This is a genomic window from Gracilimonas qinghaiensis, assembly GCF_046602855.1.
Classification (GTDB): Bacteria; Bacteroidota; Rhodothermia; order Balneolales; family Balneolaceae; genus Gracilimonas.
On record NZ_JBKINJ010000002.1, the window covers coordinates 667,893 to 686,658 of the forward strand.

Annotated in this window: 17 protein-coding genes; 2 read left to right on the forward strand and 15 right to left on the reverse strand. The window is 43.6% G+C overall.

The window, feature by feature from the left end:
- Positions 1-119: 119 nt before the first annotated feature.
- Both ACKGJO_RS12845 and ACKGJO_RS12850 read right to left on the reverse strand, forming a co-directional pair.
- Complete coding sequence (locus ACKGJO_RS12845; RefSeq protein ID WP_411323841.1) at positions 120-1,820, reverse strand: sodium:solute symporter family protein; 1,701 nt, start codon at positions 1,818-1,820, stop codon at positions 120-122.
- 199 nt (positions 1,821-2,019) lie between these two features.
- Positions 2,020-4,740 carry an alpha/beta hydrolase family protein gene (locus ACKGJO_RS12850; RefSeq protein WP_411323842.1) on the reverse strand — a complete coding sequence of 907 codons (2,721 nt, stop codon included), beginning with the start codon at positions 4,738-4,740 and terminating at the stop codon, positions 2,020-2,022.
- Positions 4,741-4,976: 236 nt separating this feature from the next.
- Between ACKGJO_RS12850 and ACKGJO_RS12855 the strand changes: the two genes are divergently transcribed.
- The gene (locus ACKGJO_RS12855; RefSeq protein ID WP_411323843.1) at positions 4,977-5,834 is read left to right on the forward strand and encodes a DUF72 domain-containing protein; all 858 of its coding nucleotides are present in this window, start codon (positions 4,977-4,979) and stop codon (positions 5,832-5,834) included.
- Between the two features lie 3 nt (positions 5,835-5,837).
- Here ACKGJO_RS12855 and ACKGJO_RS12860 read toward each other — a convergent pair whose 3' ends face one another.
- The gene (locus ACKGJO_RS12860; protein ID WP_411323844.1) at positions 5,838-6,464 is read right to left on the reverse strand and encodes a hypothetical protein; all 627 of its coding nucleotides are present in this window, start codon (positions 6,462-6,464) and stop codon (positions 5,838-5,840) included.
- A gap of 138 nt (positions 6,465-6,602) precedes the next feature.
- On the opposite strand from ACKGJO_RS12860, the gene ACKGJO_RS12865 reads away from it, so the two are divergent.
- Positions 6,603-7,505: an ATP-grasp domain-containing protein gene (locus tag ACKGJO_RS12865; RefSeq protein WP_411323845.1), complete on the forward strand. Its 903-nt coding sequence runs from the start codon at positions 6,603-6,605 to the stop codon at positions 7,503-7,505.
- Between the two features lie 18 nt (positions 7,506-7,523).
- On the opposite strand, the gene ACKGJO_RS12870 is transcribed toward ACKGJO_RS12865, so the two are convergent.
- From ACKGJO_RS12870 to ACKGJO_RS12925, 12 genes are all read right to left on the reverse strand, one after another.
- A complete protein-coding gene (locus tag ACKGJO_RS12870; protein ID WP_411323846.1) occupies positions 7,524-8,261 on the reverse strand; it encodes a DUF1499 domain-containing protein in 738 nt (245 codons plus the stop codon).
- Positions 8,262-8,394: 133 nt separating this feature from the next.
- The gene (locus tag ACKGJO_RS12875) at positions 8,395-8,949 is read right to left on the reverse strand and encodes an adenylate kinase (RefSeq protein WP_411323847.1); all 555 of its coding nucleotides are present in this window, start codon (positions 8,947-8,949) and stop codon (positions 8,395-8,397) included.
- Positions 8,950-9,098: 149 nt separating this feature from the next.
- Entirely contained in the window at positions 9,099-9,449 is a 351-nt protein-coding gene (gene rplS, locus ACKGJO_RS12880; protein ID WP_411323848.1) for a 50S ribosomal protein L19, read from the reverse strand.
- Positions 9,450-9,490: 41 nt separating this feature from the next.
- Entirely contained in the window at positions 9,491-10,183 is a 693-nt protein-coding gene (gene trmD, locus ACKGJO_RS12885; protein ID WP_411324091.1) for a tRNA (guanosine(37)-N1)-methyltransferase TrmD, read from the reverse strand.
- A gap of 4 nt (positions 10,184-10,187) precedes the next feature.
- The gene (rimM, locus tag ACKGJO_RS12890; RefSeq protein ID WP_411323849.1) at positions 10,188-10,727 is read right to left on the reverse strand and encodes a ribosome maturation factor RimM; all 540 of its coding nucleotides are present in this window, start codon (positions 10,725-10,727) and stop codon (positions 10,188-10,190) included.
- Positions 10,728-10,745: 18 nt separating this feature from the next.
- Positions 10,746-11,762, reverse strand: coding sequence for a 30S ribosomal protein S16 (rpsP, locus tag ACKGJO_RS12895; protein WP_411323850.1), 1,017 nt, complete (start codon positions 11,760-11,762; stop codon positions 10,746-10,748).
- Positions 11,763-11,799: 37 nt separating this feature from the next.
- Positions 11,800-13,140, reverse strand: coding sequence for a signal recognition particle protein (gene ffh, locus ACKGJO_RS12900; protein ID WP_411323851.1), 1,341 nt, complete (start codon positions 13,138-13,140; stop codon positions 11,800-11,802).
- Positions 13,141-13,550: 410 nt separating this feature from the next.
- Positions 13,551-13,955: a hypothetical protein gene (locus ACKGJO_RS12905; RefSeq protein ID WP_411323852.1), complete on the reverse strand. Its 405-nt coding sequence runs from the start codon at positions 13,953-13,955 to the stop codon at positions 13,551-13,553.
- Between the two features lie 172 nt (positions 13,956-14,127).
- Positions 14,128-14,328 (reverse strand): hypothetical protein, encoded by a 201-nt coding sequence (locus tag ACKGJO_RS12910; protein ID WP_411323853.1) that lies wholly within the window; start codon positions 14,326-14,328, stop codon positions 14,128-14,130.
- Positions 14,300-14,713: a leucyl/phenylalanyl-tRNA--protein transferase gene (locus ACKGJO_RS12915; RefSeq protein ID WP_411323854.1), complete on the reverse strand. Its 414-nt coding sequence runs from the start codon at positions 14,711-14,713 to the stop codon at positions 14,300-14,302. Before ACKGJO_RS12915 ends, ACKGJO_RS12910 begins: the two co-directional genes overlap by 29 nt.
- 73 nt (positions 14,714-14,786) lie before the next feature.
- Entirely contained in the window at positions 14,787-17,198 is a 2,412-nt protein-coding gene (locus ACKGJO_RS12920; RefSeq protein ID WP_411323855.1) for a zinc-dependent metalloprotease, read from the reverse strand.
- 198 nt (positions 17,199-17,396) lie between these two features.
- The gene (locus ACKGJO_RS12925; protein WP_411323856.1) at positions 17,397-18,743 is read right to left on the reverse strand and encodes an alanine/glycine:cation symporter family protein; all 1,347 of its coding nucleotides are present in this window, start codon (positions 18,741-18,743) and stop codon (positions 17,397-17,399) included.
- Positions 18,744-18,766: the final 23 nt, after the last annotated feature.

The following is an 18,766-nucleotide window of genomic DNA, read 5'->3' on the forward strand; positions in this document are numbered from 1 at the left end:
GCTTGTAGCATCTATTATCGCTGAAAACTTTAATGACTTAAATATACAAAAAGGAAATTTTCTAACAGGTAATATTGGAACAATCTATAATTGACACAGACCTGGAATTCCCTTCTCAATTATATCTTCCTGACAACAAACCAAACCAGTATTCCCCCAATTACGATACAGCTTATCCCAAACAGGATATTTCCGAAGAATATCTGTCCGAGGCCGTATAGGAATCCAAAGATGGAACCAATTGAAAGTGCAATGTTGACAAGAGAGGGAAGCAGCTCATCAGGAGATTCCTTGCCTTCCGAAAAACGGCTCCAATTACCCATGGGTGTTACCTTGGCATAAAACTTTTTCAGCGTTTTGTCCGATTCCGGTTTTGTAATAAAGGTAGCTGTCAACCAAATGGCTGTTGAAAAAACTGTAGTAAATATCATTCCGCCTGAAAAATCATATCCCATCTGGTTGGAGTAGACAGCCCCGATCATGGCGGCGATCATAGCAGATATCTCACTCCATGCATTGATCCGCCACCAAAACCATCGTAGCAGTAGGACTCCGCCAATGCCCGCGCTAAGAGATAGAATGAATTCCCACCCACCCGATACGGAATCAAAGAAATAGGAAACCCCAACACCCAGAGCGGCCATCAAAAGGGTGGCAATGCGGGAGATAAATACATAGTGTTTTTGAGCTTTATCCTTCGATTCAAAATCCTCCGGTGTTTTGATGAATCGTTTGTAGAAATCGTTGACCACATAGGAGGTTCCCCAGTTAAGCTGTGTGGATATTGTAGAAACGAAAGCCGATAGAAAGGCCACCATCAACAGCCCCATCCATCCTACGGGGAGCACTTCCAGCATCATCAGAGGATATCCCGTTTCGGGATCCTCAAGGTTTGGAAAGACTACCATGGCAACCAATGCAACCAGGATCCATGGCCAGGGCCGTACCGCGTACATGAGAATATTGAAAAGAAGGGTTCCACCTACAGCATTCTTTTCATCTTTGGCAGAGAACATGCGCTGGGCAATATAACCTCCGCCACCGGGTTCAGCCCCGGGATACCAGGCTGCCCACCAGTTCATTCCAACCCAGATGAGAGCCGTCGTCATTGCGATCTCAGGATTTGTGAATGGGTTGAAGCTGAGTACATCGTAGTTGACGGCATCGCTTAATTGTGTTTTGAGTTCATCCAAACCGCCAACATGATCCACAGCAAAATAAGCGAGCGCAATGGTGCCGATCATGGCGAGAATGAATTGAACAAAGTCGGTAACAATGACTCCCCAAAGACCGGAAATAGCAATGTATAGACCGATAAGTCCATAGAGAATGATGATCACGATCCACTGATCGGCCCCGGTAACAACGGTAAGGATCTTGGCCATCCCAACGGTTACCCAACCCATGATGATACAGTTGAAGGGAAAGGCAAAATACAGTGCCCTGAATCCCCTTAAAAAACTGGCAGGCTTGCCGCCATAGCGAAGTTCAATGAACTCGACATCGGTTAGTACATCAGCTCGTTTCCATAATTTGGCATAGATGAAAACCGTCACGACTCCGGATATCATCCAGTTCCACCAAAACCAATTACCTGCAATTCCCTGTCGCGCTACAATGCCTGTGATGGCAAGCGGAGTATCTGCAGCAAATGTGGTAGCCACCATCGAAACACCGACCAGCCACCACGGCAGGTTTTTACCGCCTGCAAAAAAATCATCAAGGGATTCTTGTCCGCGCACTTTAGCTGCCCAGGCTACGCCTATCATCAGGAGGACATATCCTGCAACAACAAGGTAATCAAGGGTTTCAAAAGGCATTTTAAGAAATTAAAAATGAGAGATTTTGGATCTAAAATTATATGCGGAAGAGTATAATCAAAATTTTCAGTTAATAATCCTGATACTTCGGGATAAAATGACTGTATTTTTATTTTCATAAGAAAAAACGCAGTCCTTTGTGGGGGCTGCGTTTATTAATAACAGGTACTGATGATCAGAAGATTAGTTTTTCACTATTTTACTTCTTGTCTTTCATAGCGGGACGTTCGATGTATGGGATTCCGCTTTTGATCCATTTTGGAGCGTCTTTCCCTTTCAGGAAATGCTCATGCCATTGGAAAGCCCGGGTAGCGTAGTCGATACGGTTTTCCTCCCTGCGCAGGCCGTGATTTTCACCTTCGTAAACCAGCATTACATAGGGTTTCTCCATCCGGCGCATGGTATTGTACAGCTCTACTCCCTGATTGAAATCAACAGCTCCGTCCTCGGTTCCAAACTCAACCAGCAGCGGAGTTGTATTATCTTCCATCTGGAAGATGGGGGAGTTCTCAATGAAATTTTCCCAATCATGCCAGTAAGGGTCCGGGAAACGGCCCTGACTCACTTCGAATATCTGAGCATCCGGAGTGCCTGAATTCCAATAAACGGAACCATACATGCTCACCATATTGGTAAGAGGAGCGCCTGCTACGGCAGAATTGAACATATCAGTTTGGGTGATGATGAAAGCCGTTTGATAAGCTCCCCATGAGTGACCTGTCAGTCCAATTTTGGTCTCGTCGATCATTCCGCTTTCTATAACTTTTTCTACGGCAGGCACTACACTTTCAACCGCTGAAACGCCGGGATCTCTAAGCACGTAATTTATGTCAGGCTCAAATACAAAATATCCTTCTGAAGAATACCGTCGCATATTATACGGGCTCGTCCGAGTTGGAATGCTATAATTATGCATGTTCTGTGAACGCAACTCATAGATGTACGTGATCATCGGGTATTTCTTGCCTTCCTCATAATTGGCGGGATAGAGTAATCGTCCCTGAAGCTTGTCTCCTCGGGCATTGGTAAAGGTGACCAGTTCGTCATCAGCCCAATAATATTCGTCTTGTTGAGTATTCGTGTTTGTAAGAGCTGTTGGATTCTCGAAATCGTAGTTCACATGATAGAAGTCTGGGGATTCCGTGGCGGATTCCATCATAAATACAAAATCATTGGTTGATTCTGCTTTATCCAGGCGACTGATCATTTTAGAGTCATAAATAAGTTCTGTTAACTGGTTTCGGTTATCAAGGCGCGCATAGCCACGGTCTTTGGTATAGTAACCATACTTAGAAAAATAGATCGCTTCATTTTCAGATAGATGATCATCTTCATAATCGATCCTGTTTTGGCGATAGCGAATTTCGCTGGCCGTTCCATCGGTGAGCTTCTCATAGTTCTCTCCATTAGCCCAAATGCGGTACACATCAAATTCATCATAGACCAATAGCCAGTCATCGCCCTCTACCCACTGACCTGTGCCAAAGGGAGGAAAGTCTTCAGCGCCAAAAATAGCTTTATAATTTTGGAAACGTGTATCAATGTTACCGGTAATGTTCGTGTGTTTGTCGTTACCGATGTGGTAGGTAAACCAGTTGTTATCTTGGAAGTAGTAAATATATTCACCTCCCGGACTGCTATCCACATTTTCGTGGCGTTCCAGGATCATTTTACGATCGCCTGATTTTACATTGATGACATATACATCATTCCATTCTTCGCGGAAAGCCGGTTCATAAGGATTTGGGTCGTAGCCTATAGCGTGTTCCTGATCACCGGTTAAAGAAACGTTCTCGATCTGCTCGTCTTCAAGCTGCATAAATTCGTTATTATCAAGGTGCCAAGCTGAAAGGTAGTTAGCTTCTTTTAGCTGACTCTGTCTTACTTGCTGCTGCGGCTGAATTGGATCATCCTGCCAGTGCCAAACTTCCACATTGGTTGAATCCATTCCCTCATTCAATTTAGCTATAGCCGAGGTATCTTTAGGCTCTTCTTTTTCTAATTCCCATTCTTTGATTCCAAAAAATACCGTTTCGGCATCTTCAGCCCATTCAATACCTGCATGTTCAACGACCTTGAAATCTTCCGGCAGGGCATTGTTTTGGGTGTGATCGAAGACCTTTTGCGCAGAAGGTTTGGTTACGTCGGGATAGGCAAATACAATATGTGAATCACCTGTATGCACGGTATCAGAGGTAGTTTTCATGAACGCCAATGCGCTTTTCTCCTCATGCCAGGTAAGTCCTTTGTATGCTTCCGTGTCACTGTCTAAAACTGAAATGCTGTTTGTACTCAGGTTTAAAAGCTGCACTCCATTTCCGAGTTTCTCATTGGCATCTATTACCACCGCGAGGTGAGTCCCGGCATCATTAAATCTAAAATCAGACACATTTCCCATCAACTGATTGGTGCCGGTATTTAAATTCCGAATAACAATATCGGTACCACTCGTTTTTACTTCCTCGGCTTGATATTTTTTCATTACCAGGTGACTTCCGGATTCCGAGAATTCAAAATCCTGAATCGCTTTAAACGTATCCACTTTAGCAGAAGTGAGATTTACAAGCCCGAGATCATATTTAACACTCTTGTCATCTTTTTTTAGTTTTTCTTCTTCTTCCTCAGAAACACCTATCCGGAATGCAAACCATTTGCTGTCGTTTGAAAAAGTTGGCTGCGAGCTATACATGAATTTATGCTCTTCTTCAGAATTCACCTTTATCAGCATTAGCCAGCCATCGCCTTCAACTAATGAAATCTGGTAGGCAAACCAGTTGCCGGCATCAGATAAACTTGCAGCGTAGATTTGCTCCCATTGTGCGTAATCGGCCGGAGCAAGGTTCTTTTTTTGTGCTTTCAATGGAGAAGTCAGTAACAAAAGTACCGCTAATACACCGAATAGAGAGTTTTTTAGTGACATTTTATAAATAATTTTATTTAATTGTTAACCGCTATTAAGCGACAGAAGCGGTCATGAATATGGCACTAGTGTACAAATAAGATTTACAAAAAATAAAAAAAGGTAGATTTTTTACAACAAACGGTACTAAATCATAGGCAATCCCAACTAATAAAGTTATTGAACTATAAGAAATGGTATGTGATTTAGAGAATTAGTTAATTACACTCAAAAGATTTAAAGAAATAAAAACCACAATGCCATATCATTTGGGGTGTTCAGTTTGGAGTCAACCGGAATGGAAGGGGGAGTTTTATACTGAAGATGCCAAACCACGTCAATTCCTTTCACAGTATGCCTCCGTTTTTAATGCGGTAGAGGGGAATTCGACTTTTTATAACATCCCGGATGATTCTGTTGTAAAGAAATGGGGCGAACAAACTCCAAGGGACTTCAAGTTTTGCTTTAAGTTCCCAAAGCATATTACTCATGAGAAACGAATGTATAACGTAAAGGGGGACGTGCTTGATTTTGTAAGGTTGTTTGAACCCATAAGAGAAAAGCTGGGGCCTTTCATGATACAGTTTCCTGAAAATTTTTCCCCAAAAGAGTTATACCGCCTTGAAGATGTCTTCTCAATACTGCCAAAAGCCTTTAGCTATTCAGTAGAAGTAAGGCATGAAGATTTTTTTGATCATGGAAGGAATGAGCGAAATCTGATCTCCTTGCTTAAAAGTTATGATGTGGATCGGGTCATATTCGATACGAGAAAGTTGCACTCTATGAAGGCAACCGAATCTTCAATTGCAGAAGCGCAAAAGAAAAAACCAAAGGTACCTGTACGTTTTGATACCACCGGAGCCCGGCCGGTGTTACGGTACGTGGGTTCAAATGACAAACTTAATAACGAACCCTATTTGAAAGAATGGGCCATCATTGTGGCAGAGTGGATAGGCGAGGGACTACACCCGTATGTGTTTATTCACTCACCGGATCGGGTATCACAGGCTGAATTGTGTCGTTACTTTCATGAATTGTTATCTGAATTGGTTGAATTACCCCTTCTTCGGGAATGGCCGGTAAATAAACAGGATACTCAGTTAGGATTATTCTGATTTTTACTCAATTATACCCATGTAGGCCACGCTATTTACATAGGGTTTACTTTCGAGAAGTGTAATGATCTCATCCTCATCATTTGTGCCGGTAAGTATCACGGCAGCTCTTCGTCCTTGATTAAGTGTATTAAATTTCAAATTCTGATACTGGCCTATGATACGGTCTGCATCTTTTATGGCAGCATTATCTTCCAATATTACAAATACGACTTGATACTGATCTTTGAATTTAAAATCGCTGATGAGATCAGGGTCTATACTTTGCAAAGAAATGTCGGTTAGAGGAGCCGTTCCGCCGGATTCAGATTTAAGATATGAAGCTTCGTTGATCACCATCTTGACCGTTTCATTTTTTTGTAGAGATCGTATATCGTCTTTTTCAGGATGATTTTCGATGATCATAACCACATTTTCAAACTCACTTTGCTTGATCTGCAATCCAAGTGAGTGTAGCTCCTTTTGAATGAATGACAACGTTGTTGTATCGTTAAAAACGACCTGTAGTTGACCCTCAGCTAGTTTATACTGTCCGCTTTGGAGCTTATTCAACTCAGAAGTGTCAATAACTTGAGCCTGAATAACAAACAGAGGAAGGATGGTGAATAAAAAAATTAAAAGCGATCTCATGGTATGATTGATTGATGAAAAACCCGTTTCTATAAATAAAAGTAATTTAGCTCTAAAATATGAAGAAATTGATGTGTTGGATTTTAAGTTTCAAACTTCGTTCTTGAATAGATAAATTTTTTCTATAAAACAACTGGTATGGCAAAATACGACGTGATCATTCTGACAGATTCAAGGTATGTTGACCCTGAAGATCCTGATCAATACACTCAAAATATCCTGACAGAAGATAGTTTGGTCAGAAAGGCTTTGGAAGAGAAAGGTTTTATCGTTGAAAGAAGATCCTGGTCCGACCCTGAATTTGAGTGGAAAGAGACGTTATCCGTTTTATTCCGTACCAATTGGGATTATTTTGATCGCTTTGCAGAGTTTTATGCCTGGACAAAAAGAATTTCAGATCACACACAATTTATTAATTCCATCGATCTTTTGAACTGGAATATAGACAAGCATTACCTGGAAGATCTTGGTAATAAAAAGGTGCCGATCATCCCGACCCGTTTCATTCCGCGCGGTTCATTATTGACGCTGAGTGAACTGCATAATTTAACGGGGTGGAATCACACTGTGGTAAAGCCGGCTATCGGTGGTGCAGCAAGGCATACTTTTCAGATCACTCAACGTACTATGAATGAAGTTGAGGAGCACCTGAAACCACTAATGAAAGAAGAGGATTTCATGCTGCAGCCTTTTCAATATTCAATTCCTGATGAAGGCGAGGTCTCCTTGATGATATTTGGAGGAGCCTACAGTCATGCCGTACTTAAAAAAGCCAAAGCCGGTGATTTTCGGGTGCAGGATGATTTTGGTGGAACCGTTCATGATCATATAGCTTCAAAAGAAGAGATCGAACTGGGTTTACAGGCGGTGGAGGCCTGTCCCGAAAAACCGGCTTATGCCCGTGTAGATATCATGAAAGACAATGATGGCAATCTGGCGGTTTCAGAACTTGAGCTTATTGAACCTGAATTATGGTTCAGGAGGAAGCCGGAATCAGCCAAGATGATGGCTGAGGCTGTAGTTGATCGTTTACAACAATAAAGCGTTTGTTAAGCTCATCTAGTTGTTGAACTCCTTAACGTAAGATCGGATCCGTTCTGCATTGATGCCCAGATCACCGCGCCCTATACGTGATTTGGAACGGATATCTATACGACTGCCGGTTTCAGTGGTATCAACCCTGATGACCACATCGTCTATAAAGCCATACCAAGGCAATTTCTCGTATGCTTCAATCTTGCCCTCCTCTCGGCTCTCATTAACTAAAGTCCAGGGCATATCTTTTGCTGTGTCCAAGGCTTTATTATACGCCTCATCATAACTTAACGAGGTTTCAATAGGGGAAATATCCGGATAAAAAGATTTTTGAGTTTCAGCAGGTCCGTCCTCAAATATATATTCGTGTGCATTAGGCGCGTCTACCCTCAGAGGGATGATCTCATCAAATTGAGGAGGATGCACAGTATCTGTGGTAATGTCGTGAATAGGCGGGTAACCCTTTTGGATCTCTAAATACCAATATCCAATATTGACCAATGCAATGATCGCTAGCCCGATACCAAAGGTACCTGCAATAGTCTGATTTTTCGTGCGATCAGGGATCTTAAAAAAACCAATGGCAGAAATTAGACCGCCAAGAATAGCTACTCCGGTACCCCAGGGAATGATGCTAAAACCAAATCCAAATGACCACCAACCCCACTGATATCCGTAACCGGAAAGAATTACGGTTAATCCTCCAATTATAGCAAGAGTGGTTCCGCTAATTATGAGCCGGTTTCCTGTGTGATTAGTCATATATGAACCTTTAATTAATGTGAATGGTCACTGCACCAATATACATTAAATTTGAAGGGATTGGTTTAAAAACAAAAGCCTCACGCTACTATAAGCATGAGGCTCTTAAAATTGATTAATTTATGAAGAGATCTTACTTCAAGGTGCTTTTAATGCGGTTAAAGATCTCATCAATCGTTCCGAGTCCATTCACTTCATGAACTTTACCTTGCTTTTGGTAATGGTCAAGAACAGGCTTGGTTTCCTTGCGGTATACCTTCAGACGCGTTTTTACTTTTTCTTCTGTGTCATCGGCCCGGCCTTCGCCTCTTGAAAGAATGCGTTTAACGAGTTCTTCTTCAGGTACGGAAAGGGAGATGAAAGCGTCCAAAGTGTCATCATTATCCTTCAAATACTCATCAAAAGCTTCAGCCTGAGCAACGGTTCTCGGAAAGCCATCAAGGATGTACCCATCATCATACTTCTCCTTTGAGAGCTCATCAGCCACAAGGTCTACAACTGTTTCGTCCGGCACCAGTTCACCATTATCCAATATAGACTTAACCTTGAGGCCCAGGGGCGTTTCGTTCTTAATGGCTGCACGGAAAATATCGCCTGTGGATAATTGTGGAATATTGAATTCATCCTGCAGTTTTTTGGCCTGAGTTCCTTTACCTGCACCGGGCGGTCCGAATAAAATGATGTTCATGAGAAAATTATGTTTTCTGATTTAGATCGATATGTGTCTGACCTGTCAGGTCAGACAAAGACATGAGCGATCTCTGTAGCTGACATAATTATATCACCTCATAAATGAGACCGCTGTCAGTAAAAGGGTCAGAAATGTAATCAGAATGATTACTTCTTGACTTCCTTATCCTTGATACGAGCTGCTTTACCGCGCAGTTCTCTCAGGTAGAATAATTTAGAACGTCTGACCTTACCTTTTTTCTTAACATCGATCTGAGCGATGAATGGAGAATTCAAAGGGAAAACACGCTCAACACCGACGTTACTGCTGATTTTGCGCACAGTAAAAGTCTTGTTTGGGCCGCTTCCACGTTCGGAAAGAACAATGCCTTCATACTGCTGAATACGTTCTTTCTCACCCTCACGAACACGATAGTGTACATTGACCGTGTCGCCTGCAGTAAAGTGAGGAACATCCTCGTTTATAAGGCTTTGCTCTACAAGTTTTAGCTTATCCATGATTTCTGATTTTTAACCTCCAATCAATGGAGGTTCAGTTATTAATGTTCTTTCTTAAATTTTTTGTACAGATCGTCTCTTCGTTCTTTTGTCTTTTTTAAAGACTGCTCATGCTTCCATTCTTCAACTTTTTTGTGGTCGCCGGAAAGCAGTACGTCAGGTACTTTTAAACCTTTGAATTCTGAAGGCCGGGTATATACCGGCGCTTCCAGCAATCCATCCTGAAATGAATCATTCAATGCACTTCCCACATCTCCCAACACACCGGGAAGAAGCCGGACTATAGCATCGGTTATTGCTAAAGCCGGGATCTCACCTCCCGAAAGCACATAATCACCAATGGAAAATTCCCTGGTGATCAATTCATCTCTTACACGCTGATCAACTCCTTTGTAATGCCCGCACAGGATAATGATGTTTTGTTTCATAGAAAGTGCATTGGCATCTCCCTGTACAAATACATCGCCATCGGGTGCCGTAAATATGATCTCATCATACTCACGTTCGGTCTGGAGTTTCTCGATACAGCTAAAAATCGGCTGTGGAGTTAACACCATTCCGGGCTCTCCGCCATAAGGATAATCATCTATTTTATTGTGTTTGTCTTCGGTATGATCCCGAAGGTCGTGCACATGGATTTCAGCCAGGTTTTTGTCGATGGCCCGCTTTACAATACTGTGGTTGAGCGGACTCTCTAAGAGGGCGGGAACAGCGGATATGATATCGATTCTCATCATATCAAATACCCTCCAGCTCGTCAAGATTCTGGCAATAGATGCTTCCATCGCGGGTGTCTCGCACAAAGTGTTCAATGTAAGGAATGAGTCGGCTGCCCGAGGTGGTTGCTACCACTAATATGGGGTGAGCCGGATTCTCCATTACATCTATCACAAGGCCAAGCGATTCATTCTGATCATTGAATACTTCATGGTCGATCAGGGAATTATCGGTTTGGCTGCTGTCGTCTGAGAGTAAGTCGGCATTTTCTGCTTCCAGAAAGATGCCTTTCCCTTTCAGGGCTTCAGCGGCTGTGCGATCAGCGATATGGTCAAATTGTACAAAGAACGAAAATTTATTTCTCTTACCTTCAACCCGGAAATCTGTGATGCGGGCAGGGATAAAATCGCCACGGTCGTTTCGCAAGTACACCAGAGTGAGATCTTCTACTTTGGCAGGATCATCGACGTCAAAGAAAACCCTGAGGTTGCCTTCGAGTCCATGGGAGCGTTCAACATGCCCCACCTGAACAAAATCCGGTGTAATGGCGTCCTGATTCATAGGCGCCGGATAGTTTGATTATCCTTCTTGTTTACTTTCCCAGGCACGCTGAACCGTTACACGGTCTTCATCGTCGGGTACAAATCCTTTGAGGTCATCAAGATCCGTATCATTGATATGATCAATAGCCTCTTTGGCAGTCATGTCGGTTGAAACCTGACCGGAAGTTTCTTCTTCGTCTTCCTTTGCTTCCTCTTCTTCAGCAGGAGCTTCGTTTTTGGTTTCTTCCTCAGTTTCGGCCTCTTCAACAGCAGGCTCTTCATCAGCATCAGCGATGTTTTCTTCAACGGCTTCGGCTGCTTCTTTTGCAGTAGGCTCTTGTGGCGCTGCCACATCTTCTTCTTCAACTACTTCAGGAGCAGCTTCGGCTTCACCGACAGGTTTTTCAGCGTCAATTTTCTGGTCGTCCTCAACCTCATCCGCTTCTGCTGCTCCGGCTACTTCACCTGATACAGGTTCGGTATCTTTCACGGCTTCTTCTTCAGCAGCTGCAGTTTCTTCAGTTGATTTCTCAGCGTTTTCTAAGGCTTCCTCAATTTTGTCTGCATCAGACTTGGGACCTTTTTCTTTTTCCAGCTCACCGGCTGCTTTTTCAGCTTCAACTTCAGCTGCAGCTTGCTTGGATTTTTCCTGGATATGCTTTTTGTATTCCTTTTCTTCAGCAGCAAGAACGGCCTTATGGTCTTCTTTACGGCTGGCAGCATCTTCTCTTTTGGAATCGCGGTATTCTTTCCACTCAGCCATTGCAGCTTCAATTTCTTCTTCGCTTTTGCCCCAGTTCATGAGGTGGCGTTTGTACAGAATTCCTTCTCTGCGAAGAATTTTTCTAATGGTATCGGTAGGTTGTGCACCGGTATCTAACCAATATAGAATGCGGTCTTCGTTGAGTACCACTTCTTTTTTCTCGGTAACGTTGTCATAACGTCCCACTCGCTCAACAATACGGCCATCGCGTGCTTCATGTCGCTCTGCAACTACGATATGCCAGATTGGGCGTTTCTTACGTCCTTTGCGTTGTAATCTGATTCTTAACAATGCTGTTCTCCACTATGTGTGTTTGAGTTATAAGTTCTTATCGGCCGATAGGCAGATTTTTCAGTCCTTGAAGAGCACGTCCGGCTTTACCCATTTTTGACATGGTCTTCATCATGTTTTTCATTTGATCGAACTGTTTCATGAGTTGATTTATCTCACGAACTGTGGTGCCAGAACCTTGGGCTATTCGTCGTCTTCGACTTCCATTCAATAGCTCGGGATTCTGACGCTCCTCCGGCGTCATTGATAAGATTATAGCTTCAATCGGTTTGAACGCATCGTCGTCGATTTCTGCATCATCCAATGCTTTGCTGGCGCCGGGTATCATATTAACAAGATCACCGAAGTCTCCCATCTTCTTGATCTTTTGAATTTGTTCGAGAAAGTCATTCAGGTCGAATTTATCCGACTTAATTTTCTTTTGAAGTTTTTCAGCTTCTTCCTCATCAAATTCCTTTTGAGCTTTTTCAACAAACGAAACCACATCACCCATGCCCAGAATACGCTGTGCCATTCGGTCAGGGTAGAAAGGAGACAGAGCATCCAGCTTCTCGCCGGTACTCACAAATTTAATAGGCTTGTTAACAACGGTTTTAATGGAGAGGGCAGCACCACCACGGGTGTCACCATCCAGTTTGGTAAGAACCACACCGTCGAAATCAATACGTTCATTGAATTCTTTGGCTGTATTTACAGCATCCTGTCCGGTCATAGCATCGACAACAAACAGGATCTCATGAGGGTTTACGGCTTTCTTGATTTCCGCAACCTCATTCATCATGCCCTCATCTACGTGTAAACGACCCGCGGTGTCAATAATAACCGTATCGAGTGCCAAGCTTTTGGCCATGGAAACAGCCTCTTTGGCAACGCGAACGGCATCTTTCTGTTCGATGGAATACACCGGAACATCAATTTGAGATGCGAGTGTCTTAAGCTGGTCAACAGCGGCAGGGCGATAAACATCGGCGGCAGCAAGAAGAGGATTCCTTTTATGCTCCTGCTTTAAGTGTCGGGCTAACTTACCAACAAAGGTAGTTTTACCCGAACCCTGAAGTCCGGCTATAAGAATTACAGTAGGTGGGGTGGGAGCGAGTGCAATATCAGCCTTTTCACCACCAAATGTTTCAACCAGCTTGTCGTACACGATCTTCGTGAACTGTTGGCCGGGATTAACACTGGTGAGTACATCAGAACCGAGCACTTGCTCTTTAATATCTTCTGTAAACTGGCGGGCAACCTCATAGTTAACGTCAGCATCAAGCAGGGCACGGCGAATTTCACGGACAGTCTCCGCTATATTCACATCCGTGATGCGAGCTTCCCCTTTCAGGGATTGAAATGCTTTATCTAATTTTGAGGACAGATCTTCAAACATAGTATTGTGTCAAATCGATTTTTCTCCGCCAAATACAGAGCCTGTAAAAATACGAGTTCTAATCCGCCTTATCAACAACAATGTGGATAAATGTTTTTTTGATAGATGATAGTGGTTTGACCTCGTTACTTGATCGGGTCGAGAATTCTACATAAAGCAGTTTTAAACCACATGAATCCATCATTTCATTCAGAGTATCATTAAGAATATCTTGTCAAGCTAGAAATGTGCAAGAGTGGTGCCGGAGGCTTCGATATAGCCAGCCTGTGAGCAATTCACCTTATTTACCTTGAAGCCAATTCCATAACACGGATCTCTTAGAAATAGATGATCCATTCCTGCTCGAACTGAACCAAAGGAATGAGTTGAAATAATTTTGAGCTAGAGTCTAAGTCCTAAAATTCGCGATATCACTCATAATCTGATCTAGGAGTGGTAGAAAAGATCGGTTCCCGCCAGTTGGGGATGGTGAGCCGGAGTATATAATAGTATACTCCCATAAATAATAGCGGCAATAGGATCAGTACATTCATCCATCCGATCATATTGAATATAGTATAGAACCCAACGGTTGGCAGTACTATAAACAGAATAAAAGAGATCAGCCAGCCATATCGTTTTAACTTATACAGATCCCATAATATGACAGGAGTGGAGATCACTGCCGCAAAAATACCGGCTCTGGAAACAGCATCCAGAAACAGAAAAGTGGGGCCGGGGAAAGAATCACTCACATCAAAGTTCAAGATCTTCTGCAGTCGGTCCAGATGCCTGTTTGGTTTGTACCTGAGATTCATAGTTGAAAAAAATTTCACAATTTATGTGTAACAATCCGTTTAAATATCAGTGTAATGAATATCCTATCCAAATCGCTGTTTCGGAGGTGAGTTTTAGATTCATGCTCCGGGGCGGCTTTTTTTATGTGTTAATGTGTTAAAGTATCTAAAAGGGTACTTTAACACGTTAAGACCTTCGTACAGAAACACCTTAAAGAACAAATTCACAGTCCTTCTTCAGTGCCTTCTCCAGCATATTTTCGTACTTATCAGCTTCGATTTCAGTGCAGCCAAATTGAGCCAAATGATCCGTGTAAAACTGAGTATCCCACAGCAGAAAGCCATTTTTCTTCAATATTTCATGGCAATAGTACAAGGCCACTTTATCGGCCCACTTCTCTTTTTTGAACATACTTTCGCCAAAAAAAGCAGCTTTGAGCTTTACGCCGTACAATCCCCCCCACTAATTTACCTTCCCGATAGGTTTCCACGCTGTAGGCATTTCCGTGTTGATTCAGTATATCATAGGAGTTGATGATCAGATCGTTGATCCAGGTAGAGTCACGGTTGGCGCATTGTTTGACGACTTCCCGGAAATTATGATTGACATGAACCTCAAACCGTTGTTGCCTGATTATTCGGGCAAGATTATCTGAGGTGTGAAAACCACCGATAGGAATGATTCCCCGCTTTCTGGCAGTGTACCAATCTACATTCTCGGCATCCTTGCTTTCGGCCATCGGGAAGATGCCCTGAGCATAGGCTTCGAGTAGTTTGTCGGGTGGGAGGATGCGCATAGTTAAAGTAAGACATTGCACAGAGCACATAGCACAAAAATATGTGCTGTGTGCAAAGTGCTATGTGTTTTAATTAGAATTCACAATAAAACATGCCTTCGCTTCCGATCGGTGAACCGGGAGGTGTAGCAGGAGCCTCTTCAACTTCAAATTCTTCGGGATTGGTCAAGAACTGTGCGATCAGGTGTGCCCCATATTGGCTATCGGCATCATTTTTACCGGTAAGTACGGTTTGCAGTTCAATAAGCTTCTTATGCATAATAGCCTTGGTCACAGGGTTGGCCCTGTTGGAGACAGCTAATTGAAACATATTTTTGAGAACAACATGCTTTACGGTTCGATGAATTGACCCTAAATATCCTTTAGGTGAGTTTTGATCCCAGCTGATACTAACAAGCGCATCTAGAACTTCTTCGAGGCTAAGATTACCGGTTCGCGCGGAATATTCCACTAATCGATTCGCGCGATCAGCATTTAGGATTAAACTAACGGGAAGGTCGGCTGCTGTTTCAGCAACGGCAAGTGGGTCTAAAGCAGGACCTGTATTACCAATGAATAGTTCACGGGAGTAGCCAAGTCCGGCCGGGCGTGGAGGAATGATCTCTAGTAGATCTTCCGGTAAAGCCAGTGCTTCCGGTGAAATAGTTGCCAGCATTTCATTTAGTGCTTTTTCTTGTGTTGTCCTGTCAACGATCTCAGGATAGGCTTGTTCATCCCCCTTCACTTTGTAGGTGTAGTCGAGTCCGCCGATCACTTTCACAGTTGCCTCTACCTGATAGCGATGGAACAGGTAGATGGGTACGAGTACGTCCTGTAATTCAGCCAGCGGGCGACCGGTTTTCAAGTTAGCCTCCCCAAAATTTTCTAGAGCTTTGTTTCTGATCTCCATGATCTTTGGGAGCTGAGCAACAGGATCATCACCAAATTCCCAAAGGTGTGCATATGGGTGGGCACCGCTTTGCGGCCTCGCATCCTGATCAGATATATATTTCAATCCTGTGCTGTAGGCTTCTGCAAGTATTTCATTTAAAGCAGCCTTTTCGTCGGTTCCATCGGGAAAATCCTGATAGCCATAAGCCACAGCCATTTTATCCCATTCTCCGATTCCAACATCATAGGCATCAGTAAGGTCGATCTCACCATTAACGATCCTAGGTTGTGGATGCGGATAGTCCATCACCGAAGCATCATTATTTACACTTGCTGCAAAATTGTGCGCAATTCCAATGGTATGACCTACTTCATGAGCTGAAAGCTGTCGGATACGGGCCAGCGCCATTTCCTGCATCATGGCATTTTCCTTAGATTCATCAGCATAGGGCGCAAGCAGTCCTTCCGCGATCAAAAAATCCTGACGGACACGGAGTGAGCCAAGCGAAACATGTCCCTTGATGATCTCACCGGTGCGCGGGTCACGAACGGAAGAGCCATAAGACCAGCCCCGGGTTGAGCGGTGTATCCACTGAATTACATTGTAGCGAACATCGAGCGGGTGGGCATCCTCAGGTAGCACCTTCACAATAAAAGCATTCTTATAACCGGCGGCTTCAAAAGCCTGATTCCACCAGCGGGCTCCATCTAAAAGCGCACTTCTGACCGGTTCAGGAGTTCCGTTGTCCAAATAATAGACGATCGGCTCAACCGGTTCACTTACTTCAGCTTCGGGATTTTTCTTTTCTAACCGATGGCGGGAAATGAATCGTTTTACAAGTGGTTCATCTATGGGCGTGCCATAATCCTGATAGGTAATCCCAAAATACCCGGCACGCGGGTCATATTCTCTTTTATTATATCCATCTTCAGGTAGTTCCACAAAGGAATGATGCTGGCGAACCGTGATGGCCTCCGGGGTTGGAACCACGGAGCGAACCCATCCACCGGGATTGCTGCCGGCAAATGTCAGAGTAACTTCAAATTCTGTGTTTTTGGGGAAATTCATGGTTCCCTCGGTATACATGGCGGAACGGTTTTTATCCAGGCTATAGGAACCCTGGTTGGAGCGACGAAGTGAGTTGGTGACGCCATGGGCATCCTGCATTAAAAACGGAGTCAGGTCGATCAATACTTTCCCATCTTCTTCAGCAGCGACCTCGAACCCGGCAAGAATAGATTTTGCAAAAGCCTCTCGAACAGATTTCTTCTCAAGTTCATTATTGGTCTCAGCTCGGAAGCCGTAGTTGGGCTGTATCATCATCACTTTTGGTCCTCGGCGTTCAAAATAAACAATACGAGTATCGCCGAGCTGACCACGGTCCAATCCGATGTCATTTGAGCCAATACCGGCAGTAAGGGAATTTACGTAGATGAATTCAGAATTCAGTTTATCGATCTCAAGCCAAAGCTGATCTTTGGACTCATCATAGTAGTAGTCGAAAAACCCCTCTGTTTTGGTAAGTCCTTCTGTTTTTTCAGTAATAGTTGGGATCTGAGCTAAGGCTTGTACAGAGACAAAAACCATCAGCAGGAATAGTATCGCTCGCTTCATATTTTGGGAATTAGTGATTAGAAAAATTGAATTATGGAACAGTTCAGAATATGCAAAAGATGTAGCGGTAAGGAAAGAGACAAAAAATTAAGGAACAGAGTTTAACAAGAATGATGGGCTAAAGCCCTTAACAGTAAGTGTTTTGTGACATATACACCGGCATGAAGATCAGTGTGATTATCCTCTAAAAACTAAACCTTATTTTTTATATTCCTGAAATTCGCCCGCTCTTAATCTTTTGAAATAATCTTTGGAAGCAGCTCTAACTTTTGGTGAAAGCAGCAGGGCTGAGATCATAGTAGGTACTGCCATGAGGGCAAACATCCCGTCAATCAGGTTGATCACAGCATCAAGGGAGGCAACGGCTCCAAAGATGATGGAGAAAACGTAGAAGTAGTTGTAGAGGTGCTGTTTGTCGGCACCCAGTAAAAAGCCCAGACATTTTGACCCGTAGTAGGAATAGGACAGCATAGAACTGACGCTGAAAGTGAATACAGAGATCATCAACAGGTAGGTCCCAAAAGTGGGTAAGGCCTCGTTGAAGGCATTCAGGGTCAAGGTTACACCATTGGCTTCGGTGGTTTGCCAAACGCCGGTCACCAGAATGGCAAGGGCGGTCATGGTACAAACGATCAGTGTATCGATGGCGGGTTCCATCATAGCAACAAGTCCTTCGCGAACAGGTTCTTTGGTTTTGGAAGCACCATGAGCCAGCGATTCCGTACCAATTCCTGCTTCATTTGAGAAAGCCGCGCGCTGAATGCCAATGATGATCAACTGACCAACGGCTCCGCCCATCACAGCCTTTCCGGTGAAGGCATCCGTTATGATCAGTCCTAAATAATAAGGCACGTCTCCAATATGGACGGCAAGAATAAACACAACGGAAACGAAATAGATAACCACCATAGACGGAACAAGTTTTGAAGCGACTTTACCGATCTTGGTGATACCACCAAAGATCACTAGCGATACCAATCCAACCAGCGCAATACCGGTTATCAGGTTTCCGGAAAAAGCAGCATCGGCTTCAACCCAGCCGTTCGGGATATAAACAAAATCTCTTAAAATTTGAACCAACTGATTTGTCTGAAAGATCGGCAGTGGCCCAAATAATCCCGCAAGAGCAAAAAGGTAAGCAAGTGGCATCCATTTCTTGTTTAAACCTTCGCGTATGACGTACATGGGGCCGCCCTGAATCTTACCTGAGCTGTCTTCACCGCGATACATGATGGAAAGGGTACACGTGAAATATTTAGTGGCCATACCAACAATAGCACTCATCCACATCCAGAAGAGCGCACCGGGACCTCCCATAAAGATCGCTACAGCAACCCCACTGATATTTCCCATTCCCACAGTAGAAGCCAGTGCGGTTGAGAGGGCCTCAAAATGATTTATATCACCGGGATCATCAGGATTGTCATATTTACCGCGAACCAGATCTATGGCATGGAAGAAGAACTTGAATGGGGTAAAGCCCGAATAGATCAGAAACCAAAGTCCGCCACCGACCAATAAAATAACGAGTGGATATCCCCACATGAATGAGGAAAAGGCTGCTAAAT